Here is a 17,362-nt window from a genome sequence, read left to right as displayed (position 1 = left end):
GTTACGTATGTGAGAAAGTTTCATCACCCTCTCGACGGCGCATCGGGTTTGTGCGTACGGTGAGCGCGTTGTCACCGTACCGGTCAGTAGTAACCCTAGCTGAATTCCTTTCTCCCCACCCCTGCAGGGTGAGGAAGTGAGCACAGTGAACATGCTGTCGGATCGAGAACGGGTGCTGTGCCTGAGTCCGTTCAGCACCCCCAACCCGGCCCTCGTGGTCGCGGCCGAACGAGCCGGTGGGCTCGGCGTGCTCGACCTCGGGCTCAACGCCGCCGCCGACCTCGCCCGCGTGACCGCGCGCCATCCGCGCGCGTTCGGGGTGAGACTGCACGGACCGTTGACGGTGCAGTTGCCCGAAGCCGTGGACACCGTCGTAGTCGATCTCGCCCGCCCTTCGCCAAACCGCGCTGAGCTGGGTGAACGCCGTGTTCTCGCGGTGATCACCTCGGTGGCGGAAGCCGCTGCGGCGATCGAGTTCGGGGCCACCGGCCTGATCGCGAAGGGTGCCGAGTCAGGCGGCCGAGTGGGTGGTTCGCCCGCGTTCGTGCTGCTCCAGCAGGTGCTCGCGCTGACCGATCTGCCGGTCTGGGTGGCCGGCTCGATCGGGCCTGACACGGCTGCCGCGGCGATCGCGGGCGGTGCGCGCGGAGTGGTGCTGGAAGGCCAGCTCACCCTCGTCGCGGAGGCTCGAAAACATATTTCCGGCGAAATTGTCAACGCCGTCCGCATGATGGATGGCGCCGACACCGTCGTGAACCGCGGGTTACGCGTTCATGTTCGTCAAAACACGCTCGAAATTGGTCAAGAAGGTTCCTTGGCTGATTTCTACCGTACCTCGTTTGGGACCGTCGGAGGCGTGGTCGGCGCGATTGCGCGCGGCATTCGGGACAATCTCACCCTGGCGGGTGAGCAGCGCTCGATCCGGCCGGGCGGACCGTTCTGCGACCGCGTCCCCGGCCTGCGCTACCCGATCGCGCAGGGGCCGATGACCCGCGTCAGCGACCAGCCCGCGTTCGCCGCGGCCGTCGCCGAGGGTGGTGCGCTGCCGTTCCTCGCGCTCGCGCTGATGGAAGGCCCGGCCGTTCGCACGTTGCTCGAGCACACCGCGGAGAAGCTCGGCGACCGGCCGTGGGGCGTCGGACTGCTCGGCTTCGCACCGCCCGAACTGCGGGCGCGGCAGATGGAGGCCGTGCTGGCCGTCCGGCCGAAGTACGCGATCGTCGCCGGTGGCACGCCCACGCAGGCACGGGAACTGGAGGACGCCGGCATCGAGGCGTTCCTGCACGTGCCGTCGCCCGCGCTGCTGCGCCGGTTCCTCGACGAGGGCGCGCGCAAGTTCGTCTTCGAGGGCTCCGAGTGCGGCGGGCACACCGGTCCGCGCACCAGCTTCACCCTGTGGCAGCAGCAGATCGACGTCCTCAAAGGCCGCGAGAAGGACGTTGTGGCGCTGTTCGCGGGCGGTGTTCACGACGCCCGGTCGGCCGCGATGATCTCCGCCATGACCGCGTCGATCGCGGCACGCGGCGCGGCGATCGGTGTTCTCGTCGGCACCGCCTACCTGTTCACCGAGGAAGCCGTGTCGCACGGTGCGATCCGTCCGGTGTTCCAGCAGGTCGCGCTGGAGTGCGAGGACACCGCGCTGCTGGAGACCTCGCCCGGCCACGCCGTCCGGTGCGCTCAGACGTCCTATGTGGACACGTTCGAGCAGGCGCGGGCCGAGCTCACCGGACTGTCGAAGCAGGAGAGCTGGGAGAGGCTCGAACAGCTCAACCTGGGACGGCTCCGGCTCGCCAGCCGCGGTCTCGTCCGCGACGACGGTGTCCTCAAAGAGGTCGGCGACGACGAGCAGCGCCGCGAAGGCATGTTCATGATCGGGCAGGTCGCGACCCTGCGGTCCGAACGCACCACGATCGCCCGGCTGCACGAGGACATCGTCTCCGGCGTGCTGCCCGAGACGACCGAGCACGAGACCACCCCGGAACCGCTGGACGTCGCCATCGTCGGCATGGCCGCGATCATGCCGGGCGCCCGCGACGTCACCGAGTTCTGGGCGAACGTGCTGGCGGGCACCGACTCCATCACCGAGATCCCGCCGGACCGCTGGTCGCCCGAACGCTACGGCAGCCCGTTCCGCTGGGGCGGCTTCCTGCCGCGCACGGCCTTCGACCCGCTCGCGTACGGGATCCCGCCCGCCTCGCTGACCTCGATCGAACCGGCCCAGCTGCTGGCGCTCGAAGTGTCGGCGAAGGCGCTGGCGGACGCCGGGTACCAGACCAGGGTGTTCGACCGCGAACGCACGTCGGTGATCTTCGGAGCCGAAGCCGGGGCCGACCTCGCGAACGCCTACACGGTCCGCACCGCGTTGCCCGCCCTGGGAGTCAGCGGCCTGGACGACCACCTGCCGAAGCTGACCGAGGACTCGTTCCCCGGCGTGCTCGGCAACGTGATCGCGGGCCGCGTCGCGAACCGGCTCGACCTCGGCGGCGCGAACTACACGGTCGACGCCGCCTGTGCGTCCAGCCTCGCCGCGCTCGACGTGGCGTGCAAGGAACTCGTCGGCGGCACCAGCGACATGGTCCTGTGCGGCGCGGTCGACCTGCACAACAGCGCGCACGACTACCAGATGTTCGCCTCGGTGAAAGCCCTGTCCGCCCAGGGCCGCTGCGCCACGTTCGACTCGGCGGCGGACGGCATCGCGCTCGGCGAGGGCGTGGCCGCCGTCGTCCTGAAACGACTCGCCGACGCCGAACGAGATGGTGACCGGGTCTACGCGGTGATCAAGGGCATCGGCGCGTCGAGCGACGGCCGGTCGCTGGGTCTGACCGCGCCACGTCCGGAAGGTCAGCAACGAGCACTGCGCCGCGCGTACGCGTCGGCCGGGCTGCCGGTCACCGACGTCGGGCTGGTCGAGGCACACGGCACGGGAACCGTGGTGGGAGACCGGACCGAGCTCAGGTCGCTCACCGAGATGTTCGCCGGCGTCGAACCCGGCACCTGCACGATCGGCTCGGTCAAGTCGCAGATCGGCCACACCAAGTGCGCGGCGGGCCTCGCGGGCGTGATCAAGGCGGCGCTGTCCGTCCACACCGGACTGCGGCCGGGCACGTTGCACGTCAAGCAGCCCAACGCCTTCTGGGACGCCGAGACCTCGCCGTTCGCGTTCGGCCACCGCACGTGGGCGAGCAGGAACCGGGTCGCGGGCGTGAGCGCGTTCGGGTTCGGCGGCACGAACTTCCACACCGTCATCGCGGGCTACACCGGTGCCGACGAACCCCGTCACGGCCTGAAGGCGTGGCCCGCCGAGCTGTTCCTGGTCCGCGGCGACGATCAGGCCGCCGCCCAACGGGAAGCCGCTCGCCTCGCCGCGCTGGTCGACGTGCGGACACCGTTGCGTTCGCTGGCCGCGGCATGCGGTGAAGGCACCGTTCAGGCGGCGTTCGTGGTCAGCGATCACGATGGTCTGCGGAAGGCACTCAAGGACGTCGAGGCCTGGCGCGAGTCCGGCGTGGTGTCGCTGAGGTCGGGAGAACGGCCGCGAACAGCGTTCCTCTACCCTGGCCAGGGCAGTCAACGGCCGGGCATGCTGCTCGACCTGGTCACGGCTTTCCCGCGACTGCAGGACTTCCTCGACGCCCGCTACGAGCGGGTCATGTACCCGCCTGCCGCGCTGACCGCCGAGGACGTGTCCCGGCAGCGCGCGGAGATCACCGACACCCGCAACGCCCAGCCCACGCTCGGCATCGCCGGGCTGATGGTCACGGCGCTGCTGGACTCCGTCGGTGTGCGGCCGGATCTGGCCGGTGGCCACAGCTACGGCGAACTGGTCGCGTTGTCGGCGGCCGGCGCGTTCGGGGCCGCCGAACTGCTGGAACTCAGTGAGGCCCGAGCGCGGGCGATGCTGGACGCGGTCGGCGACGACCCCGGCACGATGGCCGCTGTGACGGCCGCGGTGGCCGAGGTCGAGGCGCTGCTGCCGTCCGACGTCGTGGTGGCGAACCACAACGCGCCCGACCAGGTCGTGATCTCAGGCCCCACCGAGGCCGTGCACAACGCCGTCGAGGTGCTGAAGAGCGCCGGGCTGAGCGTGAAGAACATCCCGGTCGCCGCCGCGTTCCACAGCCCGCTGATGGCCGGGGCCCGCGACCGGTTCGCGGCCCGTCTCGCGGAGATCTCCCTTGCAGAGACGCGGTTCCCGGTGTGGTCGAACGTGTCCGCGGCTCCTCACACCGATGTGCGCGACGGACTGGCCGAGCAGCTCGCGGGCCGCGTGCGGTTCGTGGACCAGATCGAGTCGATGTACGCGGCGGGCGCGCGGATCTTCGTCGAGGCGGGCCCCGGCGGCGTGCTGACGTCGCTGGTCGGCAAGACCCTCGGCGACCGGCCGCACCAGGCGTTGCGCTGCGACGACCACGTGACGTTCCTGCGCACGCTGGCAGCACTCGCGGTCGCCGGTGTCGACGTGGACACCGCGCCGCTGTTCGAGGACAGGGCCGAACCCGCCACGGTCGTGCCGCCACGGCCGGGCTGGTACGTGGATGGAGGACTCGTGCGGGACGCGAACGGTGACGCACTGCCCGGTGGGCTCCGGCCCGCGACCGAGTTCCCGACTCTCCGAGTCGGCTCGGGGCTGGGGCGCGACGAGATCATCGAGAAGTTCCTGGACGGGATGCGGGACGCGGTGAGCGCGCAGCGGGACGTGCTGCTGAGCTACCTCGGCACCGAACCCGCCGCGGTGCCCGCGCCGAGGCGGGTGATCGACCAGCCGGTGGTCGCCGTACCGCAACCGCAGGCACAGCAGCAGGAAGACGTCGGCACGGTGGTGCTGCGGACGATCAGCGCCCGCACCGGCTACCCCGTCGAGATGCTCCAGCCGGGTCTGGACCTGGAGGCCGACCTGTCGATCGACTCCATCAAGCGGACCGAGATCGTCGGCGAACTGGTGGCAGAGCTCGGCGCGGCCGGTTCGGTGGACGAACTCGCGCAGCTCAAGACCATCGACGGCATCGTCGGCTGGTTCGGCTCCGCCGCTCCGGTCACCGCTGCGGCGAAGGACGTCCGGGCGGTCGTGCTGCAGACGATCAGCACGCGCACGGGCTACCCGGTCGAGATGCTGCAGCCGGGTCTGGACCTGGAGGCCGACCTGTCGATCGACTCCATCAAGCGCGCCGAGATCGTGGGCGAACTGGCCCAGGAACTGGGCGCGACGGGCGGCGTCGACGAACTGGCCCAGCTGAAGACGATCGACGGGATCGTCGCGTGGTTCGGCGAGACCCCGGCACTGCCCGCCCCGGCGCCCGTGCTCGCGCTGCCGGCGTCAGCGGGCAGGCTCGTCCGGCTCGTGCCGCGGGTCGTGCCCGCCGCACCGGCCGAACCCGCCGACCTCGGCGGCAGGACCGTGCTGATCATCGACGACAACGGGATCGGGCTCGAACTCGCCGACCTGCTCGAACGCCACACGGCCCGTCCGCGCATCGAGCCGGCGTTCCCGGACGACCTGACCGGCATCGACGTCGTGATCCGGTTGCAGGCGCGGTTGCCGGAAGCGTTCAGCGAGGTCAAGCAGTGCGTGACGAACGGGGTCGCGCTCGTCGTGGTGACCACGGGCGGCGGCACGTTCGGCTTCGATCACACGCCCGACGAGCTGCCCGCGGACATCGGCCTGCACGGCCTGATCCGTACGGCCGCGCTCGAGTACCCGGACCTCGTGGTGCGCTCGGTCGACGTCAACCCCAAGGAAAGCCACCGCGACATCGCCACCGCACTGCTCGCCGAGATCGGGCCCGGCCCGGCGGTCGTCGGCTACCAGGCCGGCAAGCGGCAGGTCATCGAGGCGATCCCGGGAGACCTCGAAGCAGGAACCCCCGACCTCGACGCCGACAGCGTGGTGCTGCTGACCGGTGGCGCCCGCGGCATCACCGCGCTCGCCGCGATCGAACTCGCCGAACGCACCGGCTGCCACGTCGAACTGATCGGCCGCACCCCGATCGCCGCCGAGGACCACCGGCTGAGCCACGCCACGACCGAGCCCGAGCTCGTGAAGGCGCTGTTCGAGCTGGGCGAGAAGGACAACGTGCTGGCCAAGGCGCGCAAGGTGCTCGCCGAACGCGAAGTCCGTCAGACCATGGAACGGTTGCGCGCCAAAGCATCGAGTGTCCGCTACCACGAGTGCGACGTCACCGACGCCGAGGCCGTGGGCAAGGTGATCGACGACGTCAAGGCCAGGTTCGGCCGGATCGACGGTGTCATCCACGGCGCCGGAGTGCTCGACGACAAGCTGATCGAAGCCAAGACGCAGGAGTCGTTCGACCGTGTCTGGGCCACGAAGGTCAACGGCGCCAAGGCGTTCGGCGACGGGTTCCTCGTGCTGTTCGGCAGCGTCAGCGGTGTCTTCGGCAACCGCGGCCAGGCCGACTACTCCGCGGCGAACGACGCGCTGGATCGCATGGCGAGGTTCTGGGGTGCACAGCGCCGGGTCGTCGCCGTCGACTGGGGTCCCTGGGCCGGTGCCGGGATGGCGGCCGGGCTCGCCGACGAGTACGCGCGGCGCGGCATCCCGCTGATCGAGCCGAAGCAGGGTGTCGACGCGCTGCTGAACGAGATCGCGAACGGTCAGGACGTGCAGGTGGTCTACCGATGGGAGGCATAGCGATCGTCGGGATCGGCGCCGTCTTCCCCGGTGCCCCCGACGCGGCGACGTTCTGGCGCAACATCGTCAGCGGCGTCGACGCCATCGGCCAGATCCCGCCCGGCCGCTGGGACCCGGCCACCTACTACGACCAGGACAGCAGGACCGGCGACCGGTTCTACTGCCGCAAGGGCGGTTTCGTCGACGACCTCGCGGAGTTCGACCCGACCAGGTTCGGCATCATGCCGTCCACTGTGGACGGCGCGGAACCCGACCAGCTGCTCGCCCTCGCCACGGCCGCCGAGGCCATCGCGGACGCGGGCGGCGAGTCGATGCTGCCCTCCCGGGACCGCGTCGGCGTGGTCGTGGGGCGCGGCGGATACCTCACCCCGGGTTGTGCACGGCTCGACCAACGGGTCCGGCTCGCCGACGAGGTCGTGTCGGTCGTGAAGGATCTCTTCCCGAACCTCGCCGGCACCGAGCTGAACACCGTGCGCCAGGCGATCCGCGACCGCCTCGGGCCGGAGCAGCCGGAGGCGTCGATCGGCCTCGTGCCGAACCTGGCGGCGTCGCGCATCGCCAACCGGTTCGACCTCAAGGGCACTGCCTACACGGTTGACGCCGCGTGCGCGTCCGGGCTGGTCGCCGTCGAGCACGCCGTCCGCGAACTCCAGGAGGGTCGCGCGGACGCCATGCTCGCCGGCGCCGTCCACGTCTGCCACCACCCGACGCTGTGGAGCGTGTTCACGCAGCTCAGGGCCTTGAGCCCGACCGAACGCATCCGGCCGTTCGACGCCAGCGCGGACGGCACGCTGCTGTCCGAGGGCGTCGGCATGGTCGTGCTGAAGCGGCTGGAGGACGTCGGCGACGAGCGCGTCTACGCGGTGATCCGCGGCATCGGCACCGCCAGCGACGGCCGCGCGACCAGCATGATGACGCCCAACCCCGACGGCCAGATCCTCGCCGTGCAACGGGCCTGGGCCAACGCGGACCTCGACCCTCGGAAGAACCCACCGGGACTGATCGAGGCACACGGCACCGCCACGCCCGCCGGTGACGCCGCCGAACTGCGGACGATGATCGCCGCGTTCGGCGGGCAGGGCGACGAGATCGGCATCGGCACGGTCAAGTCGATGATCGGTCACGCGATGCCCGCCGCCGGCATGGCCGGGCTGATCAAGGCCGCGCTCGCCCTGCACCACAACACGCTTCCGCCGACCCTGCACGTCGAGAACCCGCACAGCAGCTTGACCGGCACCAGGTTCACGCCCGTGACGACCGCTCGCGAGTGGACCGGACGGCACCGCGCGGTCGTCAACGCGTTCGGGTTCGGCGGGATCAACGCCCACGCGGTCCTCGACGGCCACACCATCGCGAAGCCGCGCAAGCCGGTGATGACGTTCGCCGCCGACACCGCGGAGGAGCTCGCGAAGGCGCTGGCAGAACGTCGTACCTCCAGCGCCGACAGGGCGTTCCGGCTCGCCATCGGCAACCCGGACGACCGCAAGCTCAAGCTCGCGGAACGCGTTCTCGCCCAGGGCAAGGCGTGGCCCGGCCGGCACGACATCTGGTTCTCCCCGCAGCCGCTGCTGACCGGCACCGACCAGGTCGCGTTCGTGTTCCCCGGCTTCGAGCGCGAGTTCAGCGGTGAGGTCGTCGACCACGCGGTCGGGCTGCTGCAGGACGGCCGCCGCGAAGCCCGTGAGCTCATGGCACTCGGCATCACGCCGGGAGCGCTCGCCGGGCACAGCATGGGCGAGTGGACGGCGATGGTCGTCGGCGGCATCTACCCGACGATCGACGAGTTCGTCTCGGCGCTCGGGCCCGGTGCGGTCGCGGTCGTCGACATCGCTTACGCCGCACTGGGTTGTTCGGCCGACACCGCCGAGCAGTACCTCATCGACGGCGTGACGGTCAGCCACGACAACTGCCCGCACCAGTCGGTGATCTGCGGCCCGATCGACAGTCTCGAACACGTCCTGGTCACGCTCAAGGCCAACGGCGTGATGGCGCAGCTGATGCCGTTCCGCACCGGCTTCCACACGCCGGCGCTCGCCCCGTACCTGGGACGGGCCAAGGAGATGCTCGACGCACTGCCGGTCCGCGCGTCGGACATCCCGGTGTGGTCGGCGAACTCCCTCGAACCGATGGGCGCCGGCGAGGTCCGCGAACTGGTCCTGCGGCACCTGGTCGAGCCGGTCCGGTTCCGGCCGCTGCTGGAACGTCTGCACGGAGCCGGATTCCGCGCGTTCGTCCAAATCGGACAGGGCAGCCTGCCGGGGTTCATCGGCGACACGCTGAACGACCGGCCGCACATCGCCGTGAACGCCGACATCGCACCGGAGGCGTTGTGGGCGTTCGGACTCAAGCGCGGCACGGCCCACAAGGTCAAGCTCAAGCTCGGCACCCCGAGGATCAGGCTCGACGCGCTCGAAACCGAACCGGTGCTGGTGGCCGACGACAGCCCGATGTCCGCGGCGGTCAACAAGCTCCTGGCCCACACGAACGCGGTCGCGCGTGAGGTCGTCGGCGCGCTCAGGCCGAACGAGGCCGGGTTCACCCGCGAGTTCTCGTTGCGGACCATGCCGGAACTGGTCGACCACTCGGTGTTCCCGCAGGCACCCGGCTGGCCCGATCTCTCGGACGGGTTCCCGATCGTGCCCGCGACCGGCCTGCTGGAGGTTTTCGCGGACGCCGCGCGCAGGCTCACCGGCGGCACCGTGCACGGGTTCGCGCAGGTCAAGGCCAAGCGCTGGCTCACGGCGCTGCCCGCGACGACCGTGAAGGTCTCCGCCCGCGCGGAAGGCCAGGACCGGGTCGTCGTGAAGGTCGGCGACTACGCCGAGGGTCTCGTGCTGATGGCACCGCAGACCGTCCAGCACGAAAGCAAGGAGCTGCAAGGCGTTCGTGAGGCGCCGGTGTCCGCCGCCGAGCTGTACGAGGACAACTGGATGTTCCACGGACCGGCGTTCGCGGGCGTCACGAAGATCGACTGTCTGGCGGACAACGGGATCGCGGGCGTGCTGACGCCGCTGCCCGCGCCGGGAGCGTTGCTGGACAGCGCCGGGCAGCTGATCGGCCACTGGATGCAGGTCTGCCGCACCGAGGACCAGACCGTGCTGCCCACCGGCATCGAGCAGGTCACGTTCCACGGACCCGTGCCGACCGCCGACGTCCAGTGCACCGCCTGGATCCGCGAGGTCACCGAGCAGGTGATGATCGCGGACGCCGAGCTGACCGTGAACGGCGCGCTGTGGTGCCGGATCACCGGCTGGACCACCCGCCGCTTCACCACGGACGACCGGATCTGGCAGGTCAAGCTCAAGCCCGGCACCGAGATGCTGTCCACCCAGGACGGCGACTGGCTGCGGGTGACCGAGAACTGGTCCGACAGCGCGACCCGTGACCTGATCATGCGCCGCTACCTGAACTCGACCGAACGACTGCACTACGGCGACCTCGACGTGCCTGCCCAGCGCGACTGGCTGCTGCGCGTGATCGCGGCGAAGGACGCGGTGCGCGCGTGGTTGTGGGATCGCGGGGCCGGACCGGTCTATCCGGCGGAACTGACCATGAACGCCGATGGCCGGGTGCGCGGCGCGTTCGCCGTGCCACGGATCGAAGTCATTTCAGAACAAGGGCGAGCCGCGGCCCGCGTGCGAACGGAGATGTGATGGACGAGGTGCTGCAGCAGGTCGCCAAGCTGATCACCGAGGTGGTCGGTCCGGACTTCCTGCTGGGCGTGGAGATCACCCGCGACACCACGTTCAGCGACGACCTGGGCCTGGAGTCGATCGAGTTCGTCGCCCTCGCGGACAAGCTCAACGCCCACTACGGTGTGGATCTCGTGGCCTTCCTGGCGGACATGGACATCGACGAGATCATGGCGATGTCCGTCGGCCGCCTCGTCGACCACATCACGGCGCGTGTCTGAGGTTCACGCCCGAGGGCTGCGGTTTCACGTGCAGCGGCTCGGGCCTTCCCCAGAAGGAGAACAGGCAGCGCCGACCGTGGTGTTCGTGCACGGCCTGGTGATGGACAACCTGTCGAGCTTCTACTACACGCTCGCCGCACCGCTGGCCCAGGCCGGGTTCGGCATCGTGCTGTTCGACCTGCGCGGGCACGGCCTGTCCGAACGGCCGCCCTCCGGTTACACGCCGGAGGAGAGCGCGCTGGACCTGGTCGCCGTGCTGGACGAGATCGGCGTGACCGAGCCGGTCTACCTGATCGGCAACAGCTACGGCGGCGTCGTCGCCATGCACGCGGCCGTTCAGGCTCCCGAACGGGTCGGCGGCGTCGTGCTGGTCGAGTCGGCGGTCGGCGGAGTGGTCGGCGACGCGTGGTTCGAGGACATCACGAACACGCTGACGGTCGCCGCGCTGGGCCTGGAGTTCGACCGGACGCAGGACCAGCTGATGGCCCTCGGCCAGCGCAAGATCGCGAAGCTCGCCGTGAACGCCAACGCGTTGCTCAACGGCACGACGCTGATCGACGACCTCGGCTCCGGCGCGAAGCTCGACCTCACCCAGGTCCAGTGCCCGGTGCTCGGTGTCTACGGGGCCGAGTCCGAACTGATCGGGGCCGCCGCCGAGTTGCAGGAGCGGATTCCGGCGTGCCGTCTGCACGTCGTGACCGGCCTGGGGCACACGGTCCTGCGCGAGGCCACCGCCGAACTGCTCGACGTGCTGCTGGACTGGTTGCCGTCATGAGCCGGTTCCTGTTCGTGGTGCCGCCGCTGACCGGCCACGTCAACCCGACCGCCTCCGTGGGCGGCGAGCTGCTGGCGCGCGGGCACGAGGTGGCGTGGGTAGGGCATCCCGGCACGCTGACACCACTCCTGCCGGACAACGCGCGGATCTTCCCCGCGATCGACGACCTCCTGGAAGCCGACATCCGCGCGAAACGGGAGCGCTGGCTCGCGTTGCGCGGGATGGCGGTGCTCAAGTTCTTCTGGGAGGAGTTCCTGATCCCGCTCGGGTACGCCATGGTGCCCGGGGTGTCGGACGCGGTGGGCCGGTTCGCGCCGGACGTGGTGGTCGCCGACCAGCAGGCGCTGGCGGGACCGCTGGTGGCACGCGAGGCCGGTGTGCCGTGGGTGACCTCGGCCAGCACGTCGGCGGAGCTGGTCAATCCACTGAGGACGATGCCGAAGGTCGACGCGTGGGTGCGGGATCTGTTGCACGACTTCGCCGGCGGCGACATCAGGTTCTCCGACCGGCTGGTGCTGGTCTACAGCTCCGCGGCGCTGGTGGGCGAGGAGTTCGGGGACGAGGTGGCCTTCGTGGGCCCCGCGCTCGCGCACCGGGTCGAACGGGTGGGCTTCCCGTGGGAGTGGCTGGTGCGAGAGGTGGGGGCGTCGAACGGGCAGCGGAGCGACGGGGCGCGCTGCGTTCTCGTGTCCCTCGGCACCCTCAACGGTCCCGCCGGTGAGCGCTTCCTGAGCCAGGCCCTGGAAGCCGTGGCCGGCCTCGACATCGGGGTCGTGATGGTCGCCGAACCGCGACCGGCGCCCCCCAACGTCCTGATGCTGCCGTCGGTACCGCAGCTCGCGCTGATGCCGCACCTGGACGCGGTCGTCACGCATGGCGGCCACAACACGGTCTGCGAGGCGCTGGCGCACGGGTTGCCGCTGGTCGTGGCACCGATCCGGGACGACCAGCCGACCGTCGCCGCCCAGGTCGTGCAGGCCGGTGCCGGAGTACGACTGACCTACTCGCGGGCGCGGGCAGCGGACATCCGCAGCGCACTGGAGTCCGTGCTGGACGAGCCGGAGTACGCGGCCGCCGCCGGAGTGGTGCGCGAATCGTTCTTGGCGGCAGGCGGCGCAGCGGCCGCAGCCGACCGACTGGAAAAGGTGGTGGCCGGGTGATTCTCGCGAGTGGGATCCTTTCTGGGCTGGTGGTGCTCGTCGTCCTGCTGGACGTGCTGCGCCTGCGTTCCCGCGCGTCCAAGCTGCGAGTGCTCGCTCCGGGCGTGGGCGAGCACTCGCTTCTCACCGCCACCGGGGTCCATCCGGAGGGCTCGTGGGAGACCGACGCGGACCTCGTCGACCTCGTGCCGCGCGACCTGCCGACGGTGGCCGCGCTGGACCTGCTCGGCGCGTTCGATCCCGGCAAGTACCGCGACGACCAGTGGGCGCGCGGCATCAGCGCGTCGCAGGCCGTTCTGGTGCGGGAGCCCTACGCCGAGGAGGTCGACCCCGACGACCCGACCGAGTTCGTGGCGTACGTGCGGCGGGTCAAGGACCACGTGCACGCGAAGGTCGACATCGCGGTCGCACCGGGGCTCAAGGCCGGTCCGTACGACCTCGGATACCGGGCGGCGACGTTGCGGCGCTTCGGGAAGCGGCCGTCGCTGTGGATCGCGGGCTCGGTCATCGGGTACGCGACCGTCGCCGCCGCGCTGATCACGTCGTGGCAGTGGGGACTCGTCGCGCTGGCCGCGTACTGGGCGCACCCGGTCCTGGTGTTCGCCGGAACGCCGCTGCGGCCGCGTGACCTGTGGGTGCCGCGCGTCCTGCGCACGCCCTACCTGTGGTTCAAGACCTCCGGTGGCAAGAAGTCGACGGCCGAGAAGCGCCAGGCCCAGCACCTCGAACAGGCCGCGCCCTGGTACGAGCAGAACCGCGACCGGAACTTCCACGAGGCACCGCGCGACAACTGCCCGTCGTGCGGGAGCACGGACCTGCGCCGCTGGGTCACCGCGACGGACCTGGTGCAGCGCAAGCCCGGCACGTTCACGATGGACCGGTGTGTCCGATGTGGACACGTCTGGCAGAACCCGCGCCTGACCGAGGAAGGCCTGGGCTTCTACTACCGCGACTTCTACGACGGTCTCGGCGAGACGTCGGCGGAAGCGGTGTTCTCCGGCAAGACCGACCCGTACTACGGCCGGGCACGCATGGTGGAGCCGTTCGTCAAGCCCGAACGCTGGCTGGACGTCGGTTCCGGGCACGCGCACTTCTGCCTGGGAGCCAAAGAAGTTCTGCCGCAGACGACGTTCGACGGGCTCGACCAGGGCGCGGCCATCGAGGACGCGGCCAGGCTCGGCCGGATCGAGAACTCCTACCGGGGCAGCTTCAAGGACTTCGCGGGCGAGCTCAAGGGCCGCTACGACGTGATCAGCATGCACCACTACCTGGAGCACGTGCGCGATCCGTGGGAGGAGCTCGACATCGCGGCGGACGTGCTGCCCAACGGCGGCTACCTGCTGATCGAGCTGCCGGACCCGGAGTGGCGGCTCGGCCGGTTGTTCGGCCAGTACTGGATGCCGTGGTTCCAGCCGCAGCACCAGCACATGATGCCGATCGGCAACCTGGAGCACGCCCTGGCCGACCGCGGACTGACCACGGTGGCCACCGAACGCGCGAAAGCCCATCTCTGCAACGACTTCACGCTCGCGTTGCTGCTGTGGCTGGGAGACAAGGCACCGCGCACGCCGGCGCCGTGGCGTCCGGAGAAGGTCAGGCTCCGCCGGACCCGCAGCTTCCTGGTGTGGTCGCTGGGAATCCCCGCGTTCTTCGTCGCGCTGACGCTGGACCAGACGGTGAACCGGTTCCTCGCCGCCCGCACCGGCAACGGCAACGCCTACCGGCTGCTGGCCCAGAAGGAACCGGCAGAGCGGTCATGACCGTGGACATCGCGGATCGGCCTGAGCTCGCGCCGGAGCTCAGGCTGGTGCCGCACGCGTTCCGGCGCACGTTCGGACGGCCCGCCGAAGGCGTCTGGTACGCGCCGGGCGTGCTGAACCTGCTCGGTGGTGCGATCAAGGTGCCCGCCAAGTGGGGTGCGATCGTGGCGGGAGATCGGCGCGACGACGGCCTGCTCGAACTCGTGTCGGTGAACCGGCCGACCGAACGCGCGCTGCTGCCGTCCGACGACGTCCCGGCGTGGGCCGCGGGCGTGCGGGCGAGGGGCGGAGCCGCGCTGATGTGCAGCGTCGACCTGCCGCGGGGGAGTGGACTGTCCGCGAGCGAGGCGCTCGGAACGGCCGTCGAGCTGGCGCTCAGGGACCTCGCGGGCGAGCGGTTCGAGGAGTCGCGGACCGAGGTACTGGACCTGCCGGGCCAGCGGCTGCTCGTCGTCGACACCCGGATCCGGCGATCGGAACCGCAGGTGGAGCGGCCGTACACGCGGCAGGCAGAAGATCTCGGCGTGGCTTTGACGGCGTACCACCACGCTCAGGACCCGGATCCCGAGCAGGACGCGGTGGTCGAGGCCGCGCTGGCCGCCGGCGCACGGGGTGCCAGCATGCTGATCGACCCGCCGGGCAGGCCCGCTGTCGCACTCGTCGACGCGGACCTGGTCCCGGCGGTGAAGAAGGCGATCACGAAAGCGGTGGAGATCGCTCCCCGCTACCTCACGATCGTCCCGGGTCCCTTCAAGACAGAGGCTTTACGGTGAACTCGGCCCGGCGGAGGTCCTTCGAGTTCGGCCCCACCAGGAGGACGAACTCACCCGGCTCCACCACGCGCAGCCCCGCCGCGTCGACGATCGTGCAGGCGGAGACCGGGAGCTCCAGCTCGACCTTCACGGTCGCGCCGGGCTCCACGTCGACCTGCTTGAACGTCTTGAGCTCCTTGTCGGCCCAGCTCACCGACGTGACGGCGTCGCTCACGTAGACCTGCACGGTCTCGCGAGAGGGCCGTGAGCCGGTGTTCGTGAGCGACAGGCACGCCTTGACCGTCTCGTCCGGGCGCAGCACCGCCGTCTCCACGTGCAGGTCGCCGTACTCGACCGTCGTGTACGACAGGCCCTCGCCGAACGCGAACGCCGGCTCCTGCGTCAGGTCGGCGTAGCGCGTGCCGTGCTGGCCGCGGATCTGGTTGTAGTACGTCGGCTGCTGACCGGCGTGCGCCGCGAACGAGATCGGCAGCCGGCCGCTCGGCTCGACCAGCCCGTGCAGCACCTCGGCGATCGCCCGGCCGCCCTGCATGCCGGGGTTGGCCGCCCACAGCAACGCGGCGGCGTTGCGCGCGGACGCGGGCAGCACCAGCGGCTTCGACGCGAGCAGCACCACGACCAGCGGCTTGCCGGTCTCGGCCAGCGCGTCCAGCAGGGCGATCTGGCCGCCGATGAGGTCGAGCGTGGCGGTGGACCGGCCCTCGCCGACCAGTTCGATCACGTCACCGACGACGGCGACCACGTAGTCGGCGTCCTCGGCTGCCGCCACGGCCTCGGCGATCAGGTTCGCGTCCGGCGCGCAGGCCTTCACGACCGGCGGGCGCGGCTGGCCGTCGGGGAACGTGTCGCCCTCGGGGTCCGGCTCCAGCGTGAGGATGTCGGCGCCACGGGCGTACGTGACCTCCTGCGAGGACAGCTCGCGCAGCCCGTCCAGGACCGTCGTGATCATCTCGCGCGGGTGGCCGTTGGGCAGCCAGTCGGCCTGACCGGACGAGCCGGCCCAGTCGCCGAGCTGGGTCTGGGCGTCGTCGGCGAGGGGGCCGACGACGGCGATTCTGCCCTTGCCCTGGGCGAGCGGCAGCACGCCGTCGTTGCGCAGCAGCACCAGCGAACGGCGCGCGACCTGCAGGTTCAGCGCCACGTGGTCGTCGTGGTTGATCATCACGCGCTGGCGTTCGGCGTCGGGCCTGCGCGGGTTCTCGAACAGGCCGAGGTCGAACTTCAGCGTCAGGATGCGGGTGACCGCGCGGTCGAGGTCGGACTCGGCCAGCAGCCCCGACTCGACGCCCTGCAGCGCGCCGTCGAAGAACTGCGGGGTGGTCATGATCATGTCGTTGCCGGCCTTCACGGCGGCCGCGGCGGCGTGCGCGTAGTCGGGCTGAAGCTTCTGCTCCCAGACCATGCGGCCGACGTTGTCCCAGTCGGTGATGAGCGTGCCCTTGTAGCCCCACTCGCCGCGCAGAACCTCGTCGAGCAGCCACGAGTTGACGGTGATCGGCACGCCGTCGGTGGACTGGTAGCCGAGCATGAACGTCGCACAGCCCGCACGGGCGACCCGCTCGAACGGCGGCAGGAACCACGACCGCAGCTTGCGCCGCGACAGGTCCGCCTCGCTCGCGTCCCGGCCGCCCTGGGTCTCCGAGTAGCCCGCGAAGTGCTTGGCGGTCGCGAGGATCGCCGTCTCGTCGGCGAGGCCGTTGCCCTGGTAGCCGCGGACCATGGCGGCCGCGAGCTCGCCGATGAGCACCGGGTCCTCGCCGAACGTCTCGTCGACGCGGCCCCAGCGCAGGTCCCGCGAGATGCACAGGACCGGCGAGAACGTCCAGTGCACGCCGGTCGCGGCGGCTTCGACGGCGGTGACGCGGGCGACCTGCTCGACCAGGTCGGGGTCCCAGCTCGCGGCCATGCCGAGCTGGGTCGGGAAGATCGTGGCGCCCTCGTAGAACGAGTGGCCGTGGATGCAGTCCTCGGCGATGAGCAAAGGGACACGCAGCCGTGTCTGCGTGGTGAGGTCATGCGCGCGCAGCACTCGTTCGGGCGAGGTGTGCAGGATCGAGCCGACGTGCTTGCGCAGCACGTGGTCGTCCAGGTCCTCCCGCGAGTCCAGCTGCATCATCTGGCCGACCTTCTCGGCCAGCGTCATGCGGCCCAGCAGGTCGGCCACCCGCTCTGCGGTGGGCAGCGTGGCGTCGAGGTAGGGCACGTCGTCGCGATCCATGTGGTCTCCGAGAGGGCTCGTGCGGCGGCAGCGTCTATGGGAGCGCTCTCACAGTTGATACCTGAAACCGGTTCCGCGCGAAACCGGTTTCGGGATTTCCGGTACAAACGAATCGTT

At 70.5% G+C, this 17,362-nt stretch carries 8 protein-coding genes; 7 read left to right on the top strand and 1 reads right to left on the bottom strand.

The genetic code is table 11. The features are described 5' to 3' along the window. The first annotated feature begins 136 nt into the window (after nt 1–136). From ACIRG5_RS20175 to ACIRG5_RS20145, 7 genes are read left to right on the top strand one after another with little or no spacing between them, the layout of a single operon-like run. Nucleotides 137–6,646 carry an SDR family oxidoreductase gene (locus ACIRG5_RS20175; RefSeq protein WP_402906603.1) on the top strand — a complete coding sequence of 2,170 codons (6,510 nt, stop codon included), beginning with the start codon at nt 137–139 and terminating at the stop codon, nt 6,644–6,646. Then, entirely contained in the window at nt 6,634–10,299 is a 3,666-nt protein-coding gene (locus ACIRG5_RS20170) for a beta-ketoacyl synthase N-terminal-like domain-containing protein (RefSeq protein ID WP_402906601.1), read from the top strand. The genes ACIRG5_RS20175 and ACIRG5_RS20170 overlap by 13 nt, the downstream gene beginning before the upstream one ends. Beyond that, entirely contained in the window at nt 10,299–10,559 is a 261-nt protein-coding gene (locus tag ACIRG5_RS20165) for an acyl carrier protein (RefSeq protein ID WP_036014077.1), read from the top strand. The genes ACIRG5_RS20170 and ACIRG5_RS20165 overlap by 1 nt, the downstream gene beginning before the upstream one ends. Then, a complete protein-coding gene (locus tag ACIRG5_RS20160) occupies nt 10,552–11,334 on the top strand; it encodes an alpha/beta fold hydrolase (RefSeq protein WP_402906599.1) in 783 nt (260 codons plus the stop codon). Before ACIRG5_RS20165 ends, ACIRG5_RS20160 begins: the two co-directional genes overlap by 8 nt. Then, entirely contained in the window at nt 11,331–12,494 is a 1,164-nt protein-coding gene (locus tag ACIRG5_RS20155; RefSeq protein WP_402906597.1) for a glycosyltransferase, read from the top strand. Before ACIRG5_RS20160 ends, ACIRG5_RS20155 begins: the two co-directional genes overlap by 4 nt. Then, the gene (locus ACIRG5_RS20150; protein ID WP_402906595.1) at nt 12,491–14,254 is read left to right on the top strand and encodes a class I SAM-dependent methyltransferase; all 1,764 of its coding nucleotides are present in this window, start codon (nt 12,491–12,493) and stop codon (nt 14,252–14,254) included. Before ACIRG5_RS20155 ends, ACIRG5_RS20150 begins: the two co-directional genes overlap by 4 nt. Then, nucleotides 14,251–15,027, top strand: a complete 777-nt coding sequence (locus ACIRG5_RS20145; protein WP_402906594.1) for a hypothetical protein — start codon at nt 14,251–14,253, stop codon at nt 15,025–15,027. The genes ACIRG5_RS20150 and ACIRG5_RS20145 overlap by 4 nt, the downstream gene beginning before the upstream one ends. On the opposite strand, the gene ACIRG5_RS20140 is transcribed toward ACIRG5_RS20145, so the two are convergent. Next, nucleotides 15,005–17,245, bottom strand: a complete 2,241-nt coding sequence (locus ACIRG5_RS20140; RefSeq protein WP_402906593.1) for a glycoside hydrolase family 3 N-terminal domain-containing protein — start codon at nt 17,243–17,245, stop codon at nt 15,005–15,007. The genes ACIRG5_RS20145 and ACIRG5_RS20140 overlap by 23 nt on opposite strands. Nucleotides 17,246–17,362 lie beyond the last annotated feature (117 nt).

Origin of the sequence: Lentzea sp. NPDC102401, assembly GCF_044765805.1 — a bacterium.
In the GTDB taxonomy this organism is placed as follows: domain Bacteria; phylum Actinomycetota; class Actinomycetes; order Mycobacteriales; family Pseudonocardiaceae; genus Lentzea; species Lentzea sokolovensis.
Note: the sequence above shows the minus strand (reverse complement) of the source record. Positions and strands in the feature narration are given on the sequence as shown.